Origin of the sequence: Citrobacter sp. S-77 (genome assembly GCF_963864895.1) — a bacterium.
Classification (GTDB): domain Bacteria; phylum Pseudomonadota; class Gammaproteobacteria; order Enterobacterales; family Enterobacteriaceae; genus Citrobacter; species Citrobacter murliniae.
This window is the reverse complement of record NZ_CAWLWU010000002.1, coordinates 2,693,387-2,713,037: the sequence shown is the minus strand read 5'-3', so window position 1 is coordinate 2,713,037 and position 19,651 is coordinate 2,693,387. Positions and strand designations below refer to the sequence as shown.

The following is a 19,651-nucleotide window of genomic DNA, read 5'->3' as shown; positions in this document are numbered from 1 at the left end:
AGTTTCTGCAAAAGAAAAATACCTTTAATGATTATCTCGATGTTTGCGAGGCACTATTAAAACTGGGTTACGGTGCACCTTCACTGTGTTATGGCATGGGGGGAAGCGCTGGTGGGATGCTAATGGGGGTTGCAATTAACGAACGCCCGCAGCTGTTTCATGGTGTTATTGCACAGGTACCGTTCGTCGATGTCGTGACCACGATGCTGGATGAGTCAATTCCACTGACCACCGGGGAATTTGAAGAGTGGGGTAATCCGCAGGACGCGGAGTACTATGCTTACATGAAAAGCTACAGCCCGTACGATAATGTCACCGCGCAAGCCTATCCACATCTGTTGGTCACCACCGGGCTACATGATTCTCAGGTGCAATACTGGGAGCCGGCAAAGTGGGTAGCGAAACTGCGGGAGCTGAAAACGGATGACCACCTGCTGCTACTGTGTACGGATATGGACTCCGGGCACGGGGGCAAATCTGGTCGCTTTAAATCGTATGAAGGCGTGGCCCTTGAGTTCGCTTTTTTGATAGGACTGGCGCAAGGGACACTACCCGGGCAGGCAACAACTCAGGCGTTATCGAGATAGTGCTTAAGCGTTAGTCGTAGTTCCGGGCTCATACTGTCAAGGTTATTAAACAGCCAGCGCAAATAGCCCGGATCGCGTTCAGCCACTTCTGATACCGCTTTGCCGCGGTATTTGCCAAAGGTAAATGTGGTCAACAGTGCCGGGCGACCGGTGATGTCGGCCATTTGCTCTGCCGACCAACCCGACGTGTTTATGATGTCGATCAGCAATGCCGCAGTGATGTAGCAATCGTAAAGGGCACGGTGATGATGCAGACCGGAAGGCGTCTGTACATTCAGTTTGCGGGATTTATAGAGTGCCATATTGCTGTATTTAATTCCCGGCCACAGACGGCGGGAAAGCTTCATGGTGCAAATCCACTCTCCGGGCATGTCTGGCAATACACGACGGTCAAAACTCGCATTGTGCGCTACGTACCACTCGCTGCCGTAATAATGCGGGATGACGTCTTCAATCCAGGGTTTATCCGCCACCATGGATTCGGTAATACGGTGAATTGCCATCGCCTGAGGACTAATGGGACGGTCAGGGCGCACCAGGTGGCTCATTGGATTGACAATCTGTCCGTCTACTACATCGACAGAAGCAATCTCAACAATGCCTCCCTGCAGGCCACAGGTTTCTGTATCTATTATGCGCAACATGCCAAGCTCCTGACCAAAACGACTAGCGTAATGGAATGATATCACCTTGCCAACCCTGAGAGGTGCGTTGACCGGTTAAGAGCAGTGAACCGCGGTCGGCGCGCACAATCAAACGACCGCGCTCATCCCATAAAGCGCTGCTGCCGCGCGCATTGGCCATCAGCACTGCAATGGCGAATTTATGCGAAAAACTTTGCAGTCGCGAGGTGGAGGAGAGAAGCTCAGGTTCGCTGATACACTGGCTGGTGGTGAACAGCGAAAACTCAGGGTCAATATCAATGCCTTCCGGCTGAGTATCGACAACGCTTATGGTATTTCGCTGTCTGGCAATACAGGCTCCATGGCTCTGATGAAATGTTAACGGTGATGCCAGTCCGGGTGAAAAAAGGGCAATGCCCTTCACAAACTGGTTGTTATGCTCAACCGGTAACCCCGCAATAATGGTCATGCGATAACTCGCAGCGGCATGGGCCAGAGGTTGCAGGAGAGCCTCATCAGGAGGTGCCGGAAGAAAATCATCCCCATCGACGCATCCCAACAGCGAAAGGGAGGGGAAAACCAGCAATTCACACTGACATTTGGCAGCTGCTCTGATGAATTGCAGGTGATGCGCGACATGTTCTGTTAACGTTGTCTGTAGAGGTTCGTACTGTGCTGCGGCAATTTTCCAGTGTGACATAATGACTTCCTTTTCATAGTGTCTACAATCATCCTTAAATTATAGATTAAGAATGTGCTTATACTTTAGCAGCCACCATGTAAGGAATTGTAACGTAATATAAGGTTTATTTAACTTTCGGCTCGTAAGGTAAACGTGAGAGGGAAACCGATGCCAAACGGTGTGCGATCAGCCGCTCGCGAAACCAGTCGCGTAGATGTTCAGGTTGCTCGCGCTCGACGACTTCTGCAACGACAGGCATGTTATAGCGCTCTTTGAATGCGACACCTGCCGCGGCCAGATCAACATTGACCTTATCCATCTCATCTTGTTCAAGTTTAGCCAGGTTGATGTTCATGGGCTTCTCCTTATCTCTATTCATTGGCGCGCAAAAGTTACTAAGAGAGTGCATTAATGGCAAGCCAGAAATGATGATTCTCGACTCGATCATTGTAGAAGGTTATTCTCTACAAATTAGACATAACAAAAAGGAATAGTTGATATGCTTTCTACTGCATCTTTACTTCGCTATGCCCTCATCGCACTGACTTCCGCTCTGGCAACTCCCGCAGCGCTGGCTCATGCGCATTTGACAACGCAAAGTCCTGAGGCGGATGCGCAGATCATAGCCTCTCCCCAGGCGTTGACTCTTAATTTTTCTGAAGGCGTTGAGCCTGCGTTCAGTGGCGCAACGCTTACAGGCCCAAAACAGACACAGATCAAAACCGGCAAGCCGACGCGCAATGAACAAGATAAGACGCAACTGATCATTCCGCTCGCTCAGTCACTGGATACCGGGAAATATACGGTTGACTGGCATGTTGTATCAGTGGATGGTCACAAGACGAAAGGGCAATATACCTTTAGCGTGAAATAAACCATGCTGGCACTTACCTGGGTCGTTCTGCGTTTTATCCATTTCACCACTTTAATGCTGGTATTTGGCTGTGCGCTTTACGGTGCATGGCTGGCTCCTGTCTCAGTCCGTCGCTTGATGATGCGCCGCTTTTTGCGTTTGCAACGGCATGCCGCGACATGGAGTTTTATTAGCGCAACGCTGATGTTGGCGATCCAGGGTGGATTAATGGGATCGGGCTGGCAGGATGTTATCTCTGTAGAAATATGGGGAGCGGTTCTGCAAACGCAGTTTGGTGGCGTGTGGTTATGGCAGATTATTCTCGCGCTGGTCACGCTGGTGGTAACTATCATTGTGCCGCACAGCATGTCACGGTTGTTGCTGATTATGACAATTGCCCAGTTTATCTTATTGGCTGGTGTCGGACATGCAACCCTACATGACGGCGTCGTGCGGGCTATACAGCAGCTTAATCATGCGTTACATCTGATATGCGCTGCAGCCTGGTTTGGCGGCCTGCTGCCAGTTATTTACTGTATGAGGATGGCTAAGGGCCGTTGGCGACAGCAGGCTATTAGCGCTATGATGCGATTTTCCCGCTACGGGCATCTTTTTGTTATCGGCGTATTGCTTACCGGCATGGCGAATGTGCTGTTTATTGTCGGTTTGTCAGTCCCCTGGCACGCAGCGTATGGGCAATTGCTTTTGTTAAAATGTGCCCTGGTCGCGCTAATGGTGGCGATTGCACTCGTGAATCGGTATGTTCTCGTACCACGCATGCAGCAAGATAACCGCTGTATGACTCTCTACTTTATCTGGATGACGAAGCTTGAATGGGGAATAGGGGCTGTCGTGCTGGCGATTGTCAGCCTGTTTGCAACTCTTGAACCTTTCTGATGGACTGGCAAACGTATGAAAAAAATAGTTATCTCTTTATTACTCCTGACAAGTTCAGGAGCTGCACTGGCTGCACCACAGGTCATTACCGTCAGCCGTTTTGAGGTTGGTAAAGATAAGTGGGCGTTTAATCGTGAAGAGGTGATGTTGACCTGTCGGCCTGGCAACGCACTGTATGTCATTAATCCCAGCACGTTGGTGCAATACCCACTGAATGATATTGCCAGAGAGCAGGTTGAAAACGGTAAAACGACGGCAAAACCGATCGACATTATTCAGATTGATGATCCGGCAAAACCAGGCGAAAAAATGAGCCTTGCGCCGTTTATCGAACGTGCAGAAAAGCTCTGTTAGTTGTCAGATATACCTCTCTGATTTCCAATAAAAAACCGCAAGGAACTCTCAGGAGAACTTGCGGTTTTTGCGTTGTTGCGGGTGACAATCGTCCTTTTTTTCAGGCCACTTTAGTCACGGACTGGAAAACCTGGCGCTGTCATCTATTCTTAAATGGCAGGGTAACTTAGCCTGCATTAATGCCAACTTTTAGCGCACGGCTCTCTCCCAAGAGCCATTTCCCTGGACCGAATACAGGAATCGTATTCGGTCTCTTTTTATGAGCTTATTTTCGTTGGGTTTTCTCGGTGCTTTCACGAAACCCCACGAAAATTACTCGAAATTTCCATATCCTGTCTAAACCATAACATATTCTGCACCGCGTGCGTCCAGGTATTTTTTGGTCATTGTTAAATTTTTATGCCCCAGCAGTCTCTGTGCGAAATCCTCTCCACGCTCCCTTTCACACAGTCTGCTCGCCAAGCTCCTGATCTCATGGAAAGGAGGAGGGTTGGGGCCAAACTTTAACTCTGTAGAATCCCTGATATCGCTGAATCTGAACAACGATACGTCCTCTCTTCTTTGCCCGGTGACAAGTGCCAGACCACATGCATTTGCAGCCCATTCGGAATGGGCGGTTGCGGCATCCCTTATTATCTCGAACTGCTCAAGCAAAAGACGCTCACGCTTCACTTTGGGCGTCGGCGTTCTTGTCGGCTCTGCCGGATTCCTTTCAATGTAGTTATTGACCACGATGGCCTGAGAAATAGCGTCTTTCCTGTCGATTTTTTGGGACGAAGATTCGTTTTGCTCGGATCCACACAGATGGCATCAGGCTGAACCTTATATTCTTTACCGTGAAGTTCCGGAGCGTGATGAATGGCCAGCTTGATGTCGCATGCCTGACGCGCTAACAGGGATTGCTGATTGCCTCGGTTAATCAGTCGCATTACATCTCCTCAAGGGGAGGGCGACCCATTCCAGCTCAGTTAGCCCACATATTACCGGTTTCATATCTGCCAGGAGGATGCTGAACTGATCGTTCAGTTCGCCACCCTGTGACTTTTCGCCGTTACAAGAACTCGCTCAACTTCCCCAAACCGTTCTGCTGCATCCGGTTCGTTCGGAGTAGGCAGGGAGTTGATCTCGGCTTCTACCTTGTTATGTGCATCCACCAGGCAATAGCGCTTAACTGCTTTGTTCTTCAATTCGGTGAACAAGGCTGAACCCAGCGTAACCTTCGCGCTTTCGATATCAGTTCGGAGTGCTTTGGCGCTGCCAACATCCTGCACAGTATCGATACGTACGCGGAAATCATCTGCCAGAGAGTCGATGTTTACTGATTTACAAAGGCGGCATGCCGGAAAAAAGCGCCCGCTCTGATGAATGGAGACGTCGCCGCAAGGACGGTTTTGCGATAGCAATTGTTGAACGAAATCAGATTGCGGCGATCCAGTCAGATAATCAGTATTTCCGCGACAATCCCTATTGATGACGTTGAATGAATCTTATCAGGGCCTCGTTGAACCTCTCCGGTTCTTCAAGTTGCGGCGTGTGGCCGCTTTTCTCAAAAATTTCGATCTCAATGTTTCTGAAATAGCCTTGATACTCTTTCCACGATTCGATTGGTGGATTGATATAGTCGTGACGACCAAGGGCCAAGAAAACGGGCGCGCTGATCGCTGCTGCAACACTTTTCATATCGAAGTCGGGAAACACCTTTCCCCAGAGCAAGTCAAATCCGACATCGTGCGTGATAACATCACGCCAGAGTGGAGCCGCGTCAAAAAATGGGTCTAACCAAGACCGGGGACCGGTTCGGAGGAGAAGATATTTGAATTGCTCCTGCGGGTGCTTTTTTGCATCCGATGAAAGCAGGGATATTTCTTTATCGTATATTTCCTGACGGAGCTTAGACGCTTCTGTCTTGAATCTTTGTTCCGATTTATCATTGAGATCGGCGCTCAAATTGGGTGGAGTGCTAATGAGTATTACATGTGATACCCGGCTAGGATACAGACGCGCGTATTCCAGTGCCATGAATCCGTTTCCAGAGTGCCCGATGATCGCCATTCTATCAACGCCAAGGGCAACACGAGACAATTCAATATCACTAACGACCTTATCTAAGGAGAAATCATCCTCTTGAACGGGTTTGCTTGCCGGAGCATAGGCTCGATGATCGATAAAGTATAGGCAAAAACGCTTTGCCAGGTCAGTCGAGAAAGTGCGGGAATAATACAGGTTGCTACCAACAATAATTGCCGCAGCCCCTAAGCCAATGACCTTATATCCAAGCTGAAATTTATCTGACTGAATTGTTCCGACCGTCACTTCCAACTCCTGGCTTGTTGTTCGTGAAGCTTTATTCGGTCTCTTTTTATCAGACTTTGATTTCAAACACTTAAGGTTCTATGCCCGAAATCTGTCCGAATTCTGATCTTTGCTGTTCATTCGTTATACCACACGTTTTTTAACAATCACAATTCATTTGCGCAGAAAATTAGATCAGCAAATAGTGCTCGGATGAGGAATAAGGGGTACAGGGACAGCTGTGCCATGGCAGGTATGAAGCATAATTTTTAATATCACGCTAACCGTGAAGCTCTCCCCGGTTTTAGCGCACAGGAGCTCGAAAACAGCCGAATTTCCATGTTCTTTCGAAACCGCAACATATGTATACAGAAAGAAGCTGCAGCAAGAAAAGATCATGTAAGGTGAAGATATAGTAGAATCTTTCTTTGTCTTGTTTAAAAAATGAATGGTTATGAATACTTATATCTATCTTGGTGCGGCTATTCTGGCTGAAGTGACCGGGACAACGTTAATGAAGTTTACCGATGGGTTCACTCGGCTATGGCCTTCTGTTGGTACGATTGTGTGTTACTGTGCTTCATTCTGGCTGCTTTCCCAGACGCTGGCGCATATACCTACAGGAATTGCATATGCTATCTGGTCTGGTGTGGGTATTGTGCTGATCAGTCTTCTTGCCTGGGTTATACATGGGCAACGACTGGATTTGCCCGCTATTATCGGAATGGCACTAATTTGTGCAGGTGTTCTCATTATTAATTTGTTATCGCGAAGCGCAGTACATTAAATAAAATAGCCCAATGGGATAGGCTCTAAGATCACCGCATGAACCGGGTGTGGGGTAATTCCTCCTCTCACTTGATACGCTTAGCAGGTTGCCGAAGCCTGAACAACTTCGGTGACGTCTGCGTATTGAGAGAACTGACTATCAGGATGTATTTTCACAGTCGCAGATGCAAAATGCACCTGCGATTTTTTACATTCTGCCGTTTCCATTAAGGGCCCCAGACCAAGGGCCCAAAGCATTATATGAGGGGTTTATTGTTCTCGATATCTTCAATATATAAAAGTGAATTATCAAAAGAATAATAACAACGTTTATTATCATTGACATCGGTTACCCAGCGAAAAACACCAGCACTGGCAAGTGTGATGCAGTACTCCCGAAATGTTGACTTCCCGGAGATATGAATCCGTGCCGCTTCTTTTATAAGTTCGACGTTCTTAATCGTACTGATTTTTAATAAGTTTCTGTATCCTCTTATTAACAAAACGTCGTCATTATGCGTGACGATCCTGATGTTATCTGTAGCCAGATAGTAGATATAATGCGCAATGTTGTGTCGCTTCAATTCAGAATAAAACCAGGAAAAATTTAACTCCTTTCTCACTTGCTCGAACATCTGTTGGAGAATGGCAACCTGATCCATCAGGAAAGTAACCTCTTGTTAGTTGTGAGGGCGCGTAGTGTGCATGATTAGCTTAGTCTATTCAATCTGATCAGACCAGTGCCCGTTTGTAAGCCCATTCAACCTGCAGACTCCTGCTCCATGAATGTTATCATCATGATGATGACATTGCGTATATATCTCGGTCATTGCGAAACGGAGCTGGGGAGTAAAAAAGTATCTTCTCGAACGTATAGTGTAAGTTGATTGTAAATATGTTTTTTAATCTCTCATTAATTAATGATGTGGAGGTTTTTAAACAAAATAATAACCGTCTCGTTAATTTGTTCAGATTTCTTTTACTATACTCTAACTACGTCGATTATTCTGGGGAATAAATACGATTTTCCCTGGCTGGAGAAGATAATCCAAATACCCGGATGGTGGCGGACATTTAGAGCCAGATAATCTGGACATTGTCAGAGATTTTCTGAACAAATTCGTACAGGCTAACTGCATGAAGGCGTTGAAAGGGAAGGCTCATGTGAGTATCGCGCATGGTTTTCCTGAATGTGTAGATAATTTTCTGTGCAGGAGGTCAAATGGGGCTGCCTGGTAATATCTACCAGAGAGTGGAAGGTACACGCTGGCGTCATGTCTGGGTCGTCGGGGATATCCACGGCTGTTTCTCCATGCTGGTGGATAAATTGCGCCAGTGCCGTTTTGACCCGTGGCAGGATCTGTTGGTGTCTGTCGGGGATGTTATTGACCGTGGGCCAGACAGCCTCCGCTGCCTGAAATTACTGCGTAAAACCTGGGTTGTGGCGGTCAGAGGCAATCACGAGCAGATGGCACTGGATGCGCTGGCGACGGGCGAGCAGTTGCTGTGGTTGCTGAATGGGGGATCCTGGTTTACCCGTGCGCCACAACCGAGCGCGCGAATCGCACTTGAATTCTGTCAACAATTACCCTGGATTCTGGAACTTCACTGTCAGACCGGTATACATGTTATTGCCCATGCTGATTACCCTGACGAGAATTATCAGTGGCAGAAAGATGTTGATTTACAACGTGTTCTTTGGGATCGCGAAAGGTTGATGAGCAAACGCGGGGGGATACGTGGGGCGGATCATTTTTGGTTTGGCCATACGCCGCTACGCCATCGGCTGGATATCGATAACCTGCACTATATTGATACCGGCGCGGTGTTTGGCGGTGAGCTTACGCTGGTGCAGTTACAATAATCAAAAATCGCTGTATTCCTGCGCCGGGCGCCAGAAACTGTCGATATAGCCATCCGCAGGTAGACATCCTCCGTTGCGAATACGCTGATCGTCCATCGAAATAAGGCACTGCTGTTCCGTATTGTAGACATCGACCACGATATCTTCACAACCGCCATCCAGGTAGCAAACAAAAAGAACCAGCGTGAACATTACATCCTCAAATTGTACTGCCGTACCGATAGTGTAGAAGAGGTTGAAGCGAGGGGGTAATTAAGAAAAGAAATAACCCGCCTGGCGACGGGTTCTTTTTGAATCAGGCAAAACGCATGATCCAGGCATCTGACTTACGATCGTAGTGCTGACGGAATAGAACAGAATGTTCCCCATTAAGGAGTGCCGGGATGCTGGTATCGGCGTCCCAGGCATCCAGTTGCATGCATAAATCCGGATCGGATTTGCACGGAATGGTTAACGTTCGGTCTCCCGGCGATTCGCCATGTAACTCGGCGTCGTCGATTTCAAAAGCGCCAATGCGCACACTGGTTTTCATCATCGTGCTCTCCGTTGATTTGCTGGTTGTGGTACGACCAGTTGGGTCGTCCATTTTTCAGCGTAGTCAACGTCAGCAAAAGCGCCAGTAAAAATGTGCGTTATCCTGTAAAGAGTTTGCCATCCCGGACAAGATCGCGCGGATAACTGTTCTTTAATCGCGAACCAATACGCTTCGCCAGACCAATTGGCTGCTGCTGGAATGTGACCAGCACGTCGTCGGTTGCCGGAGAGGTTTGCGGATAGACATCTCTGCCGCGATACCACTCTTCCGCTTCCTCAAGGGTCAGTTCGAACGCATTATTGTGATTCGGATTAGCAAGGGCGATCACTGCCTCATGCTGCCAGCGGTATCCTTTATTATGGGTTTCAGCCAGCTTGATCCCGAGACGGGAAAAACGGACCTTACCAATCAGCGCTTCAATTTCTACGGGGAATAGCCAGACCTCTTTATCACGTTGCCAGAGACGCAGATTATTATCCCATTGTATTGCACAGGCATTCGCCGCGGCGGTGATTTGCGCAGTTTCACGTCCTTTCAGCGGACTGAATGGAAAGTTTCCAACCCTGTATTTTGGGGCTGGCAGGGCGTGAATCGCGGCGGTTTTGCGCAAACGCGCGACAAAGAACCCTTCACAGTCGTAAATTTGCGGGAATACATGTAGAAATCCCTCCGGCGTGAGGGCACGTTCGGCTCCAGGAAATAAGTCACCCAATGGAAGAAACTCGACGGCATCTGGATAAGTTTCTATCAGCCACTGCATGATGGATTCGTTTTCGTCACGGTTTAAAGTGCACGTTGAATAAACCAGCGTGCCACCGGGACGTAAGGCGTGAAATGCGCTGTCGAGCAGTTCGCGCTGCGTGGCGGCAATCTCAAGATTACTTTCAACGGACCAGTTTTTCAGCGCATCGGGATCTTTACGCACCACGCCTTCGCCGGAACACGGAGCATCCAGTAAAATCGCATCAAAAGTTTCCGGAAGAGCAGCGCCAAACACGCGCCCGTCAAAGTGGGTTAAGGCGACGTTACTGATCCCGCAGCGGCTGATATTGGCATGCAGCACTTTAACGCGACTGGCGGAAAACTCATTCGCCAGGATTGCGCCCTTGTTATTCATTTTTGCCGCTATTTGTGTAGTTTTAGAGCCAGGAGCTGCTGCGACATCCATCACACGATCCGGCATATTACCTTCGGCAAACAGCGCGGCAACCGGCAGCATTGAGCTGGCTTCCTGAATATAAAAAAGACCGCTTAAATGCTCAGCGGTGCTGCCCAGCGGCACTGACTCTTCATCACCACGTTCGATCCAGAAACCTTCCTCACACCAGGGAACTGGCGTGAGCGACCAGCCGTAAGGTGCAGTTAGGTCGAGAAAATCGGCAACGGAGATTTTTAGTGTATTCACGCGAATGCTGCGGCGTAACGGACGCTGGCAGGCGGCAAGAAAGTCATCGAAAGAGAGCGTGGAAGGCATTGCTTCACGCATTTGAGTCAGAAAGGCGTCTGGAAAATAAGCCACTTGGTCGCACCGGCAAAAAAACAGGTGCGCAGTTTAGCATATACCCTGAATATTTCGAGTTGCAGGACAACAACGCTTGCGCTGGCCGCTAAGGGTCGAAGCCACAGGCCAGTAACGCGGTAAGCGAGTGAAACCAACTCACCTGCAACTTGAAGTATGAAGGGTATAAACGCTCCGGCGCGCGTACGCCGGAGCAGGGGACATTAGCGCGGCAGGGCGGTACCCCATTCGCGCCATTCTTTCGGTTCGCTCTCCAGCAACAGGAAGTGTTTACCCTCTTGTGCTTTTGGAGCCAGTGGAGTACCCGGTGGGGTAGCGAAGGCGATACCGCCGCGAATGAATTGGTTGAAGGTACCGGTTTTCACGACGCCGCCAGTCAGGCCGAAGTCGAGGTTGTAACCGGAGGCCAGCCAGAACACGGAATTATTACGCACCAGATGCTGATAGCGCTTGCTGATACGCATGGCGATCATTACGCGGTCAGAAAGTGAACCCAGCGTCAGTCCGGTGACGGTTCCCACTTCAATCCCTCTGAACAGGACTGGTGTACCGATATTCAGCGATCCAGCTTCTGATGCTTCCACCACGATGCTCAGGCCATCAAGGTAACGCGAATCAGTAATAGTGGCTTCTTGTAGTTCGAAATCGCGGCGTGGATTGCCTCGTCCTGGTTCAACATTAATGTAAGGTTGCAGGATTGTATCCAGATGCTCCACGCCTGCGGCGGAGATTTGTGGAGTAATGACCGAGAAGCGGGTGCCGGCACGTGCAAAAGTCTGGACATACTCCGGGTATAGTACCGCTTTCGCCTGAACTTCGTTACGAGCAGTGATCAGTTCAAGAGTCTGGATCTGACCGATATCGATACCCAGGTAGCGAATCGGCATGCCCGCGGCGAGCTTACCGGCATCAAATGCGTGCAAGGTAATTTGCCCCCCCACAGCACGCGCAGCGGTTTCAGAGGCATACAGGATACGTTTGTCGCCTTTGCGCTGACTGGCGCTGGCTCCGCTCAGGTTATCGAAGCTAATCGCACCCTTGAGCGCGCGCGACAGAGGGGATGCCTGAACGGTCAAACCGCTGCCGTTGAGTTGAACTTTTGCGCCACCTTCAGCCCAGAACACGCTGTTGCTGGTCAACAGATTGCGATATTCAGGTTTGATATGCAGATCGATGTCAAACGCCTCGGCACGAGGACGTACACTAATAACTTCGCCCACCTCAAATTTACGGTATAACACCACTGAGCCAGCTTGCACATCCGGCAGCGTTTCGGCACGCAGGCTGAGCGTGGTGGTCGGTAGATCGCTCAGGCTGTTTTCGATGGCTTTTTCCAGATTGGCATACAGCGGATAGCTGCTTTTCATTTCACCTTTCGTACCCGGTAAAATGCGAATGCCTCCGCTAATCCATTCGCTGGCACTGGCGCCGAGGAACTCCACGCCATCAATACCTACTTTGACATCCACCCGGCTATTGACCACAAATTTACTGTCACCCAGCACCAGGTCGCGATGTTGCGGTTCGATGGCGACGGTAAAAGAGACGCCTTTGCTGGATAGGGTTCGTTCAATAACTTGTCCGACTTGTACACCGTGCAGGATCAACGGTTGCCCGGCATCAATGCCATAGCTTTCCGGTGCCGTCAGGGTGAACGTCATCACGCCCGGGTCATGAAGCAAGGATTTCTCGCCGGGAACAACCACAAACTGGCTTCGAGGCTCGCCCTCACCGGGCACCAGTTCGAAGGTTTTACCCGTGAGCAGTGAACTGAGATTCACATCGCTCAACGACAATTTGGGGCTGTGTAATTCGATACGCGTGTTCTCCCGCAGCAGCGTGACGACGCTGGGGTCGACCGTCATCTCACCGGTGACTTTACCCCCTGGATTCAAATCCAGTTTAGTGAGTTCGCCTACCTCCAGCCCCTGATACATCAGTGCCGTTGAACCTGCTTTTAGACCATCGCCACTGGGGAGTTCGAGTTTCACTATCACGCCGCGTTGGCTGTGTGCCAGGTCCTGGTACAAACCGAACGTATCGTCTGCGACGGCGGGTTGCGAATCCTCCGGTGAATCAAAGGCGATCGCGCCATTAACCAGTGCAGCGAGGCTTTCCAGTTTGACCTTCGCGCCGCTGAGGCTGACATCCGCATTTACACCGGAAACATTCCAGAAACGGCTGCCTTTTTTCACCAGATTGGTAAATCGGCGCTCAATCAGTACGTCGATAGTCACGCCCTGATTGTTGGGATTTATGGTGTAGTCATACACCCGGCCTACCGGTATCTTGCGGAAGTAAACCAATGAACCACTGTTGAGGGAGCCGAGGTCGGGCGCATGCAGATGAAGCATCAAATCGCCGTTGTTCAGGCGGTACTTTGGTTGCGTATCAAGCGCGACAAAATGATCCTCTGCTTCACCGGTTCCGGGCATCATTCCGATATAGTTACCGCCAACCAGTGCATCAAGGCCAGAGACGCCTGCCAGCGATGCTTTCGGCGTCACCAGCCAGAATTGTGTGTCTTTACGCAGAGCATCTTTCATGCTGGATTTGATGCTAACCCGAACCTCAATCTTACGCAGATCTTTGCTGAGACTGATATCCTGCACTGTACCAACTTCGACACCCTGGTAACGAACGGGAGTACGGCCCGGTACAATGCCATCCGCAGACATAAAGTCGATGGTTACGGTGTTGCCGCGATCTTCATAGCTTCCCCAGATAAGCCACCCTGCGATCATCAATGCAATGATCGGCAGCAGCCAGAACGGAGAAATGCGGCGTTTTGTTTTAATCTGTGCTTCAGTCTGCGAAGCGGGCGTTTCCTGACTCATGTGCATCCCAAAGTAAGCGGCTGTCCAGCCATTCCACAGCAAGAATAGTCAATATTACCGCTGCGCCGAAATAAAACGCAGCCGGTCCCATAGTAAAAGCAAGTATCTGATCGCGGTTAATCAGCGACATAGTTAAGGCGATAACAAAGAGATCCAGCATTGACCAGCGGCCAATCCAGGTCACCATGCGCAGTAATAAGATGCGCGTGCGTAATCCTTGTTCACATTTAAAGTGGATGCTGAACAACAAAGTAAACATCACAATCACTTTGGTGAAAGGCACCAGGATACTGGCGATAAAGACGATTGCCGCGACGCCGACATTACTGTTGGCCAGAGACATGATCCCCGAGAGAATAGTGTCTTCCTGCCGGGATCCGTTAACGTATATGACCGATATAGGCAGCAGATTAGCAGGCAGGAGAAAGACAATCGAGGCTAACAGTGCAGCCCAGCACTTTTGGATGCTCTGATTCCTGCGCCAGCGCAGCGGAATATGGCAACGGGGGCAACGTCCGCGAGCATCGGGATAGCCTGTAAAGTGACAGCCAAGGCAGACGCGAAGCTTTTCATCAGGGCGACGGGCTGGTCTTTGCGGATAAAAACGTTCCCACAGTTGCTCAACATTGAGGTGCGATAGCGTCAGAATACTGAGGATCACCAACGCGATAAATGCAAAAAGCCCCACGCCGGGTTGCAGAAAAGCATAATCTTGCACTTTGATTGAAGCGACGCCAATACCCACCAGATAGATATCCAGCATGACCCACTCTTTAAGTCTTTCCAACATCAGCAATACTGGGCGCAGGTTCATACCGAGAATATTACCAAACCACAGATATGCGATTGAGGAGACGAGTATTATCGGCGCGCCGGCTACGCAAAATAGCACGATGGATGCGGTTAGCGGATCGCCTTGCCGGGTCATTTGCCAGATACCCTGTACCACATTAGCGTCAATACGGATGCCCAATAAATAGATGTGTAACAGTGGTTCTCCCCAGGCAAAGGGCATCAGTAGCAACATTGTAACGGCCATCGCCGCCAGTCGCGTCAATGACCAGTCGCGTCCGTCACGGATTTTTGCCTGACAGCGAGGGCAGTATGCACTTTGGTGCGAACGCATTTTCGGCAAGCTAAATAGCGTGTCACATTCAGGGCACCGCTGATAATGTGCGCGGGGTAGCGCCTCACCGATGGACCTGATCGCTATTTTTTTCGATGGCTTGGTGCGCGGAGTATTTAAGGCCATGTATCGCAGATCAAAGTGTTAGAGTAATGTTATCTTAACTCATGACGGGAATGATCTTGAGCATTAACGCATTTAATGTTTATTTTAGTAGGCTGCAGTTTTGAGTAAGACAACTAAGTGATTACATAATGAACAAAATAGAGCTATACACGGATCTGAACCGTGATTTTCGCGCATTAATGGCAGGTGAAACCAGTTTTCTGGCAACGCTGGCGAATACCAGCGCTTTGTTGTACGAGCGTCTTGCAGAAGTGAACTGGGCTGGTTTTTACCTGCTCGAAAACGACACGCTGGTGCTTGGCCCTTTCCAGGGCAAGATCGCCTGCGTACGTATTCCGGTTGGTCGGGGGGTATGCGGCACCGCAGTGGCGCAGAACCAGGTTCAGCGCATTGAAGACGTTCATGCTTTTGATGGGCATATCGCTTGCGATGCGGCCAGCAACGCTGAAATTGTACTGCCGATAACGGTCGAAAATCAGATAATAGGCGTGCTGGATATTGATAGCACGGCTTTTGGCCGCTTTACTGAAGAAGATGAACAGGGGCTGCGTACGCTCGTGGCACAGCTTGAAACCGTGCTTGCAACGACGGATTACAAAAAATTCTTTGCTCCCGTCGCAGGATAATCAACGGATAACGTAGCAATTACTGATGGCGTCATTATAATGACGCCTGTTCATGCCTGCGCTTGTTGGCTACGTCCGTTGTAATCAGGAAATTTCATGGAAAATCAACCTAAGTTGAATAGTAGTAAAGAAGTCATCGCGTTTCTGGCCGAACGCTTCCCGCAGTGTTTTAGTGCGGAAGGCGAAGCGCGCCCGCTGAAAATTGGCATTTTTCAGGATCTGGTAGAGCGTGTTGAGGGTGAAATGAACCTCAGCAAGACTCAGCTTCGTTCTGCCTTACGTCTATATACTTCAAGCTGGCGCTATCTGTATGGCGTTAAGCTGGGCGCAACGCGTGTTGACCTCGACGGCAACCCATGTGGTGAGCTGGATGAGCAGCACGTTGAGCATGCGCGTAAACAGCTTGAAGAAGCAAAAGCTCGCGTTCAGGCGCAGCGTGCAGAGCAACAGGCGAAAAAACGCGAAGCGGCCGCTGCTGCGGGTGAAAAAGAGGACGCACCGCGTCGTGAGCGTAAGCCGCGTCCTGCTCCGCGTCGTAAAGATGCCGCTCCGCGTAATCCTCGCGCTGAAAAACCGGCTGCTCAGGCACCGCGTGCTCCTCGTGAAGAACAGCATACCCCAGTCTCTGATATTTCAGTGCTGAAGGTAGGGCAGTCTTTGAAGGTAAAAGCAGGAAATAATGCGATGGATGCCACCGTATTAGAAATCACCAAAGATGGCGTCCGTGTACAGCTGAATTCGGGTATGTCTTTGATTGTACGCGCAGAACACCTGGTGTTCTGAAACGGAGGCCTGGCCTGGCATGAACACTTTTTTTAGGCTTACCGCGTTAGCTGGTCTGCTTGCATTAGCAGGCCAGGCATTCGCTGTGGAAGACATTACGCGTGCCGATCAAATCCCCGTTTTAAAGGAAGAAACGCAGCATGCGACAGTGAGTGAACGTGTAACATCGCGCTTTACGCGTTCACATTATCGCCAGTTCGATCTGGATCAGGCGTTTTCGGCAAAAATTTTTGACCGCTATCTGAATTTGCTCGACTACAGCCATAACGTGCTGTTGGCGAGTGATATAGAGCAGTTTGCCAAAAAGAAAGCCGTCCTGGCCGATGAACTGCGTACGGGCAAGCTGGATGTGTTTTACGATCTCTATAATCTGGCGCAAAAACGTCGATTTGAACGCTATCAGTACGCATTAAGCGTGCTGGCGCGTCCAATGGATTTCACCGGTAACGACACCTTTAATCTTGATCGCAGCAAAGCGCCGTGGCCGAAAAGCGAAGCAGAGCTTAATGCTCTGTGGGACGGCAAAGTTAAATTCGACGAACTTAGCCTGAAACTGACCGGCAAGACCGATGCAGAAATTCGTGAAACGCTGACGCGTCGTTACAAATTTGCGATCCGCCGACTGGCGCAGACTAACAGTGAAGACGTGTTCTCACTGGCTATGACCGCTTTTGCGCGCGAAATCGATCCGCATACTAACTACTTGTCCCCGCGTAACACTGAACAGTTCAATACCGAAATGAGTTTGTCTCTGGAAGGTATTGGTGCCGTTCTGCAAATGGATGATGACTATACCGTCATTAATTCTATGGTTGCGGGTGGCCCGGCGGCCAAGAGCAAGGCGATTAGCGTAGGCGATCGCATTGTCGGCGTAGGTCAGTCGGGTAAAGGCATGGTTGATGTCATTGGCTGGCGTCTTGATGACGTTGTAGCGCTGATCAAAGGACCAAAAGGCAGCAAGGTTCGTCTTGAGATCCTGCCTGCCGGTAAAGGCACTAAGACGCGTACTGTAACGCTGACGCGTGAACGCATTCGTCTGGAAGATCGTGCTGTTAAAATGTCCGTGAAAACCGTTGGCAAAGAAAAAGTCGGCGTACTGGATATTCCGGGCTTCTATGTCGGTCTGACGGACGATGTCAAAGTTCAGCTGCAGAAGCTGGAAAAACAGAATGTCAGCAGTGTGATTATCGATCTGCGTACTAATGGTGGTGGGGCGCTTACTGAAGCCGTTTCGCTTTCCGGTCTGTTTATTCCTTCTGGTCCGGTTGTTCAGGTTCGTGATAATAACGGTAAGGTGCGCGAAGACAGCGATACCGACGGCGTTGTTTACTACAAAGGTCCGCTGGTGGTGTTGGTTGACCGCTTCAGTGCCTCGGCATCGGAGATTTTTGCTGCGGCAATGCAGGACTACGGTCGTGCGTTGATTGTCGGTGAACCGACCTTCGGGAAAGGCACGGTACAGCAGTACCGTTCTCTGAACCGTATCTACGATCAGATGTTACGTCCGGAATGGCCTGCGCTGGGTTCAGTTCAGTACACTATTCAGAAGTTCTACCGTGTAAACGGTGGCAGTACGCAGCGTAAGGGCGTTACGCCGGATATCATCATGCCGACAGGTAATGAAGAAACAGAAACCGGTGAGAAGTTTGAAGATAACGCTTTGCCTTGGGATAGCATCGATGCGGCGACCTATACGAAGTCGGATAATTTGACGCCGTTCGGTCCTGAATTGCTGAAAGAGCATAATGCACGTATTGTGAACGATCCTGAGTTCCAGTACATCATGAAAGATATTGCCCGTTTCAATGCAATGAAGGATAAGCGCAACATCGCTTCTCTTAATTACGCCCAGCGTGAGAAAGAGAATAACGAAGATGACGCGATGCGTCTGGCGCGCATAAACGATCGTTTTAAACGTGAAGGCAAGCCGCCGCTGAAGAAACTGGACGATCTGCCGAAGGATTACCAGGAGCCGGATCCGTACCTGGATGAAACGGTTAAAATCGCGCTCGATCTGGCGCATCTGGAAAAAGATAAGCCAGCGGAACAGCCCGCAACAAGTCAGTAAAAACAAACAGGCACAAGAAATTGTGCCTGTTTTTTTTAACAAGCGCATGAAGTCGTCAGCCTGATACGATAAAATGTAAAGTTGTGTCTTTCTGGTGACTTAGCACGTATGCATGCTTGAAAATAGCTGTAAGACCCATACGATATGGGTAATCGCATAGTGCGTTTTGTTAAATTGAGGTTAAAAGAAAATTATGATGCGAATCGCGCTCTTCCTGCTGACGAACCTGGCTGTGATGGTCGTTTTCGGGCTGGTATTGAGCCTGACAGGGATCCAGTCAAGCAGCGTTCAAGGCTTGTTGATCATGGCACTGCTGTTTGGTTTTGGTGGTTCCTTCATTTCGCTGCTGATGTCAAAATGGATGGCGTTAAAGTCCGTTGGCGGGGAAGTGATTGAACAGCCCCGTAATGAAAGAGAACGCTGGCTGATGAATACTGTAGCCACACAGGCTCGTCAGGCTGGTATCGCTATGCCGCAGGTTGCTATCTACCATGCGCCAGATATTAACGCGTTTGCCACTGGTGCGCGCCGTGATGCGTCACTGGTGGCGGTCAGTACGGGCTTGCTGCAAAACATGAGCCCGGATGAAGCTGAAGCCGTTATTGCACATGAGATAAGCCACATTGCCAATGGCGATATGGTCACCATGACGCTGATTCAGGGCGTGGTGAACACCTTCGTAATCTTTATCTCGCGTATTCTCGCGCAGATTGCCGCTGGTTTTATGGGCGGAAACCGTGAAGAAGGTGAGGGCAGCAACGGCAACCCGTTAATTTATTTTGCGGTAGCGACGGTGCTGGAACTGGTGTTTGGTATTCTGGCGAGCATTATTACCATGTGGTTCTCGCGTCATCGTGAATTCCATGCGGATGCGGGTTCAGCAAAACTGGTTGGTCGTGAGAAAATGATTGCTGCACTGCAGCGTCTGAAAACCAGCTATGAGCCACAGGAAGCAACCAGCATGATGGCGTTCTGCATCAATGGTAAATCTAAATCGTTGAGTGAGTTGTTTATGACCCACCCTCCGTTGGATAAACGTATTGAAGCGTTGCGCAGTGGGGAATACCTGAAATAACCTGCGGAAGCATGAGAGAAAAGCGCGTCCCTGGAC

The 19,651-nt window shown here is 49.8% G+C and carries 22 protein-coding genes and 1 pseudogene; 10 read left to right on the top strand and 13 right to left on the bottom strand.

Translation table 11 applies throughout. The features are described 5' to 3' along the window. The coding region (locus AACS05_RS13510; protein WP_223307000.1) for a prolyl oligopeptidase family serine peptidase at window positions 1-587 on the top strand (587 nt) is incomplete at its 5' end. Here the strand turns inward: AACS05_RS13510 and exoX are convergent. The 3 genes from exoX to AACS05_RS13495 form a co-directional block, all read right to left on the bottom strand. Next, window positions 569-1,231, bottom strand: a complete 663-nt coding sequence (gene exoX / locus AACS05_RS13505; RefSeq protein WP_045444066.1) for an exodeoxyribonuclease X — start codon at window positions 1,229-1,231, stop codon at window positions 569-571. The two genes, AACS05_RS13510 and exoX, sit on opposite strands and share 19 nt — an antisense overlap. A 22-nt stretch (window positions 1,232-1,253) precedes the next feature. Continuing rightward, a complete protein-coding gene (locus tag AACS05_RS13500) occupies window positions 1,254-1,910 on the bottom strand; it encodes a carbon-nitrogen hydrolase family protein (protein WP_045444063.1) in 657 nt (218 codons plus the stop codon). A gap of 106 nt (window positions 1,911-2,016) precedes the next feature. Next, on the bottom strand, window positions 2,017-2,247 hold the full coding sequence (locus tag AACS05_RS13495; protein WP_045444060.1) for a DNA polymerase III subunit theta: 231 nt from the start codon (window positions 2,245-2,247) through the stop codon (window positions 2,017-2,019). 144 nt (window positions 2,248-2,391) lie between these two features. On the opposite strand from AACS05_RS13495, the gene yobA reads away from it, so the two are divergent. Genes yobA through AACS05_RS13480 form a run of 3 tightly spaced genes read left to right on the top strand, consistent with a single transcriptional unit; the run spans window position 2,392 to window position 3,996 of the window. Further along, window positions 2,392-2,766 carry a CopC domain-containing protein YobA gene (gene yobA / locus AACS05_RS13490; RefSeq protein ID WP_045444057.1) on the top strand — a complete coding sequence of 125 codons (375 nt, stop codon included), beginning with the start codon at window positions 2,392-2,394 and terminating at the stop codon, window positions 2,764-2,766. Between the two features lie 3 nt (window positions 2,767-2,769). After that, entirely contained in the window at window positions 2,770-3,642 is an 873-nt protein-coding gene (copD, locus tag AACS05_RS13485; protein WP_045444054.1) for a copper homeostasis membrane protein CopD, read from the top strand. A 15-nt stretch (window positions 3,643-3,657) separates the two neighbouring features. Beyond that, window positions 3,658-3,996, top strand: a complete 339-nt coding sequence (locus AACS05_RS13480; RefSeq protein ID WP_045444052.1) for a YebY family protein — start codon at window positions 3,658-3,660, stop codon at window positions 3,994-3,996. A gap of 336 nt (window positions 3,997-4,332) precedes the next feature. Here the strand turns inward: AACS05_RS13480 and AACS05_RS13475 are convergent, their stop codons facing one another. The 4 genes and pseudogenes from AACS05_RS13475 to AACS05_RS13460 all read right to left on the bottom strand — a co-directional run bounded on the left by AACS05_RS13475 (window position 4,333) and on the right by AACS05_RS13460 (window position 6,309). Then, window positions 4,333-4,668: a tyrosine-type recombinase/integrase gene (locus AACS05_RS13475; RefSeq protein ID WP_223306999.1), complete on the bottom strand. Its 336-nt coding sequence runs from the start codon at window positions 4,666-4,668 to the stop codon at window positions 4,333-4,335. Next, complete coding sequence (locus AACS05_RS25000) at window positions 4,665-4,925, bottom strand: hypothetical protein (RefSeq protein WP_048221302.1); 261 nt, start codon at window positions 4,923-4,925, stop codon at window positions 4,665-4,667. Before AACS05_RS25000 ends, AACS05_RS13475 begins: the two co-directional genes overlap by 4 nt. Beyond that, window positions 4,912-5,318: pseudogene (locus AACS05_RS13465) on the bottom strand (hypothetical protein); the annotation flags it as partial. The pseudogene AACS05_RS13465 and the gene AACS05_RS25000, both read right to left, overlap by 14 nt. 142 nt (window positions 5,319-5,460) lie before the next feature. Next, window positions 5,461-6,309 (bottom strand): alpha/beta fold hydrolase, encoded by an 849-nt coding sequence (locus AACS05_RS13460; RefSeq protein WP_045444046.1) that lies wholly within the window; start codon window positions 6,307-6,309, stop codon window positions 5,461-5,463. A gap of 433 nt (window positions 6,310-6,742) precedes the next feature. On the opposite strand from AACS05_RS13460, the gene AACS05_RS13455 reads away from it, so the two are divergent. Beyond that, entirely contained in the window at window positions 6,743-7,075 is a 333-nt protein-coding gene (locus tag AACS05_RS13455; RefSeq protein ID WP_045444043.1) for an EmrE family multidrug efflux SMR transporter, read from the top strand. Window positions 7,076-7,313: 238 nt separating this feature from the next. Here AACS05_RS13455 and AACS05_RS13450 read toward each other — a convergent pair whose 3' ends face one another. Continuing rightward, window positions 7,314-7,718, bottom strand: a complete 405-nt coding sequence (locus AACS05_RS13450) for a DUF1398 domain-containing protein (protein WP_045444040.1) — start codon at window positions 7,716-7,718, stop codon at window positions 7,314-7,316. Window positions 7,719-8,278: 560 nt separating this feature from the next. Here AACS05_RS13450 and pphA point away from each other — a divergent pair. Further along, window positions 8,279-8,920 (top strand): protein-serine/threonine phosphatase, encoded by a 642-nt coding sequence (gene pphA / locus AACS05_RS13445; RefSeq protein ID WP_045444037.1) that lies wholly within the window; start codon window positions 8,279-8,281, stop codon window positions 8,918-8,920. Here the strand turns inward: pphA and AACS05_RS13440 are convergent, their stop codons facing one another. The 5 genes from AACS05_RS13440 to yebS all read right to left on the bottom strand — a co-directional run bounded on the left by AACS05_RS13440 (window position 8,921) and on the right by yebS (window position 15,063). Continuing rightward, window positions 8,921-9,112 carry a YebW family protein gene (locus AACS05_RS13440; protein WP_045444034.1) on the bottom strand — a complete coding sequence of 64 codons (192 nt, stop codon included), beginning with the start codon at window positions 9,110-9,112 and terminating at the stop codon, window positions 8,921-8,923. A gap of 103 nt (window positions 9,113-9,215) precedes the next feature. Then, on the bottom strand, window positions 9,216-9,452 hold the full coding sequence (locus AACS05_RS13435; RefSeq protein WP_167493956.1) for a YebV family protein: 237 nt from the start codon (window positions 9,450-9,452) through the stop codon (window positions 9,216-9,218). A 100-nt stretch (window positions 9,453-9,552) separates the two neighbouring features. Continuing rightward, window positions 9,553-10,974 (bottom strand): 16S rRNA (cytosine(1407)-C(5))-methyltransferase RsmF, encoded by a 1,422-nt coding sequence (gene rsmF / locus AACS05_RS13430; protein ID WP_071828971.1) that lies wholly within the window; start codon window positions 10,972-10,974, stop codon window positions 9,553-9,555. 203 nt (window positions 10,975-11,177) lie between these two features. Continuing rightward, entirely contained in the window at window positions 11,178-13,811 is a 2,634-nt protein-coding gene (locus tag AACS05_RS13425; RefSeq protein WP_045444028.1) for a PqiB family protein, read from the bottom strand. Continuing rightward, a complete protein-coding gene (gene yebS, locus AACS05_RS13420) occupies window positions 13,780-15,063 on the bottom strand; it encodes a membrane integrity lipid transport subunit YebS (RefSeq protein WP_045444026.1) in 1,284 nt (427 codons plus the stop codon). The genes AACS05_RS13425 and yebS overlap by 32 nt, the downstream gene beginning before the upstream one ends. Before the next feature lie 128 nt (window positions 15,064-15,191). On the opposite strand from yebS, the gene AACS05_RS13415 reads away from it, so the two are divergent. The 4 genes from AACS05_RS13415 to htpX all read left to right on the top strand — a co-directional run bounded on the left by AACS05_RS13415 (window position 15,192) and on the right by htpX (window position 19,615). Continuing rightward, entirely contained in the window at window positions 15,192-15,689 is a 498-nt protein-coding gene (locus tag AACS05_RS13415) for a GAF domain-containing protein (RefSeq protein ID WP_045444023.1), read from the top strand. 96 nt (window positions 15,690-15,785) lie between these two features. After that, window positions 15,786-16,472, top strand: a complete 687-nt coding sequence (gene proQ, locus AACS05_RS13410) for an RNA chaperone ProQ (protein ID WP_045444020.1) — start codon at window positions 15,786-15,788, stop codon at window positions 16,470-16,472. Between the two features lie 19 nt (window positions 16,473-16,491). After that, window positions 16,492-18,540 (top strand): carboxy terminal-processing peptidase, encoded by a 2,049-nt coding sequence (prc, locus tag AACS05_RS13405; protein ID WP_045444017.1) that lies wholly within the window; start codon window positions 16,492-16,494, stop codon window positions 18,538-18,540. A 193-nt stretch (window positions 18,541-18,733) separates the two neighbouring features. Continuing rightward, the gene (gene htpX / locus AACS05_RS13400) at window positions 18,734-19,615 is read left to right on the top strand and encodes a protease HtpX (protein WP_045444014.1); all 882 of its coding nucleotides are present in this window, start codon (window positions 18,734-18,736) and stop codon (window positions 19,613-19,615) included. Window positions 19,616-19,651: the final 36 nt, after the last annotated feature.

Coding starts and splice junctions, on each gene's coding strand:
- exoX (WP_045444066.1), bottom strand. CDS start 1,231: ATGTTGCGCATAATAGATACAGAAACCTGTGGCCTGCAGGGAGGCATT.
- AACS05_RS13500 (WP_045444063.1), bottom strand. CDS start 1,910: ATGTCACACTGGAAAATTGCCGCAGCACAGTACGAACCTCTACAGACA.
- AACS05_RS13495 (WP_045444060.1), bottom strand. CDS start 2,247: ATGAACATCAACCTGGCTAAACTTGAACAAGATGAGATGGATAAGGTC.
- yobA (WP_045444057.1), top strand. CDS start 2,392: ATGCTTTCTACTGCATCTTTACTTCGCTATGCCCTCATCGCACTGACT.
- copD (WP_045444054.1), top strand. CDS start 2,770: ATGCTGGCACTTACCTGGGTCGTTCTGCGTTTTATCCATTTCACCACT.
- AACS05_RS13480 (WP_045444052.1), top strand. CDS start 3,658: ATGAAAAAAATAGTTATCTCTTTATTACTCCTGACAAGTTCAGGAGCT.
- AACS05_RS25000 (WP_048221302.1), bottom strand. CDS start 4,925: ATGCGACTGATTAACCGAGGCAATCAGCAATCCCTGTTAGCGCGTCAG.
- AACS05_RS13455 (WP_045444043.1), top strand. CDS start 6,743: ATGAATACTTATATCTATCTTGGTGCGGCTATTCTGGCTGAAGTGACC.
- AACS05_RS13450 (WP_045444040.1), bottom strand. CDS start 7,718: ATGGATCAGGTTGCCATTCTCCAACAGATGTTCGAGCAAGTGAGAAAG.
- pphA (WP_045444037.1), top strand. CDS start 8,279: ATGGGGCTGCCTGGTAATATCTACCAGAGAGTGGAAGGTACACGCTGG.
- AACS05_RS13440 (WP_045444034.1), bottom strand. CDS start 9,112: ATGTTCACGCTGGTTCTTTTTGTTTGCTACCTGGATGGCGGTTGTGAA.
- AACS05_RS13435 (WP_167493956.1), bottom strand. CDS start 9,452: ATGAAAACCAGTGTGCGCATTGGCGCTTTTGAAATCGACGACGCCGAG.
- AACS05_RS13425 (WP_045444028.1), bottom strand. CDS start 13,811: ATGAGTCAGGAAACGCCCGCTTCGCAGACTGAAGCACAGATTAAAACA.
- yebS (WP_045444026.1), bottom strand. CDS start 15,063: ATGGCCTTAAATACTCCGCGCACCAAGCCATCGAAAAAAATAGCGATC.
- AACS05_RS13415 (WP_045444023.1), top strand. CDS start 15,192: ATGAACAAAATAGAGCTATACACGGATCTGAACCGTGATTTTCGCGCA.
- proQ (WP_045444020.1), top strand. CDS start 15,786: ATGGAAAATCAACCTAAGTTGAATAGTAGTAAAGAAGTCATCGCGTTT.
- prc (WP_045444017.1), top strand. CDS start 16,492: ATGAACACTTTTTTTAGGCTTACCGCGTTAGCTGGTCTGCTTGCATTA.
- htpX (WP_045444014.1), top strand. CDS start 18,734: ATGATGCGAATCGCGCTCTTCCTGCTGACGAACCTGGCTGTGATGGTC.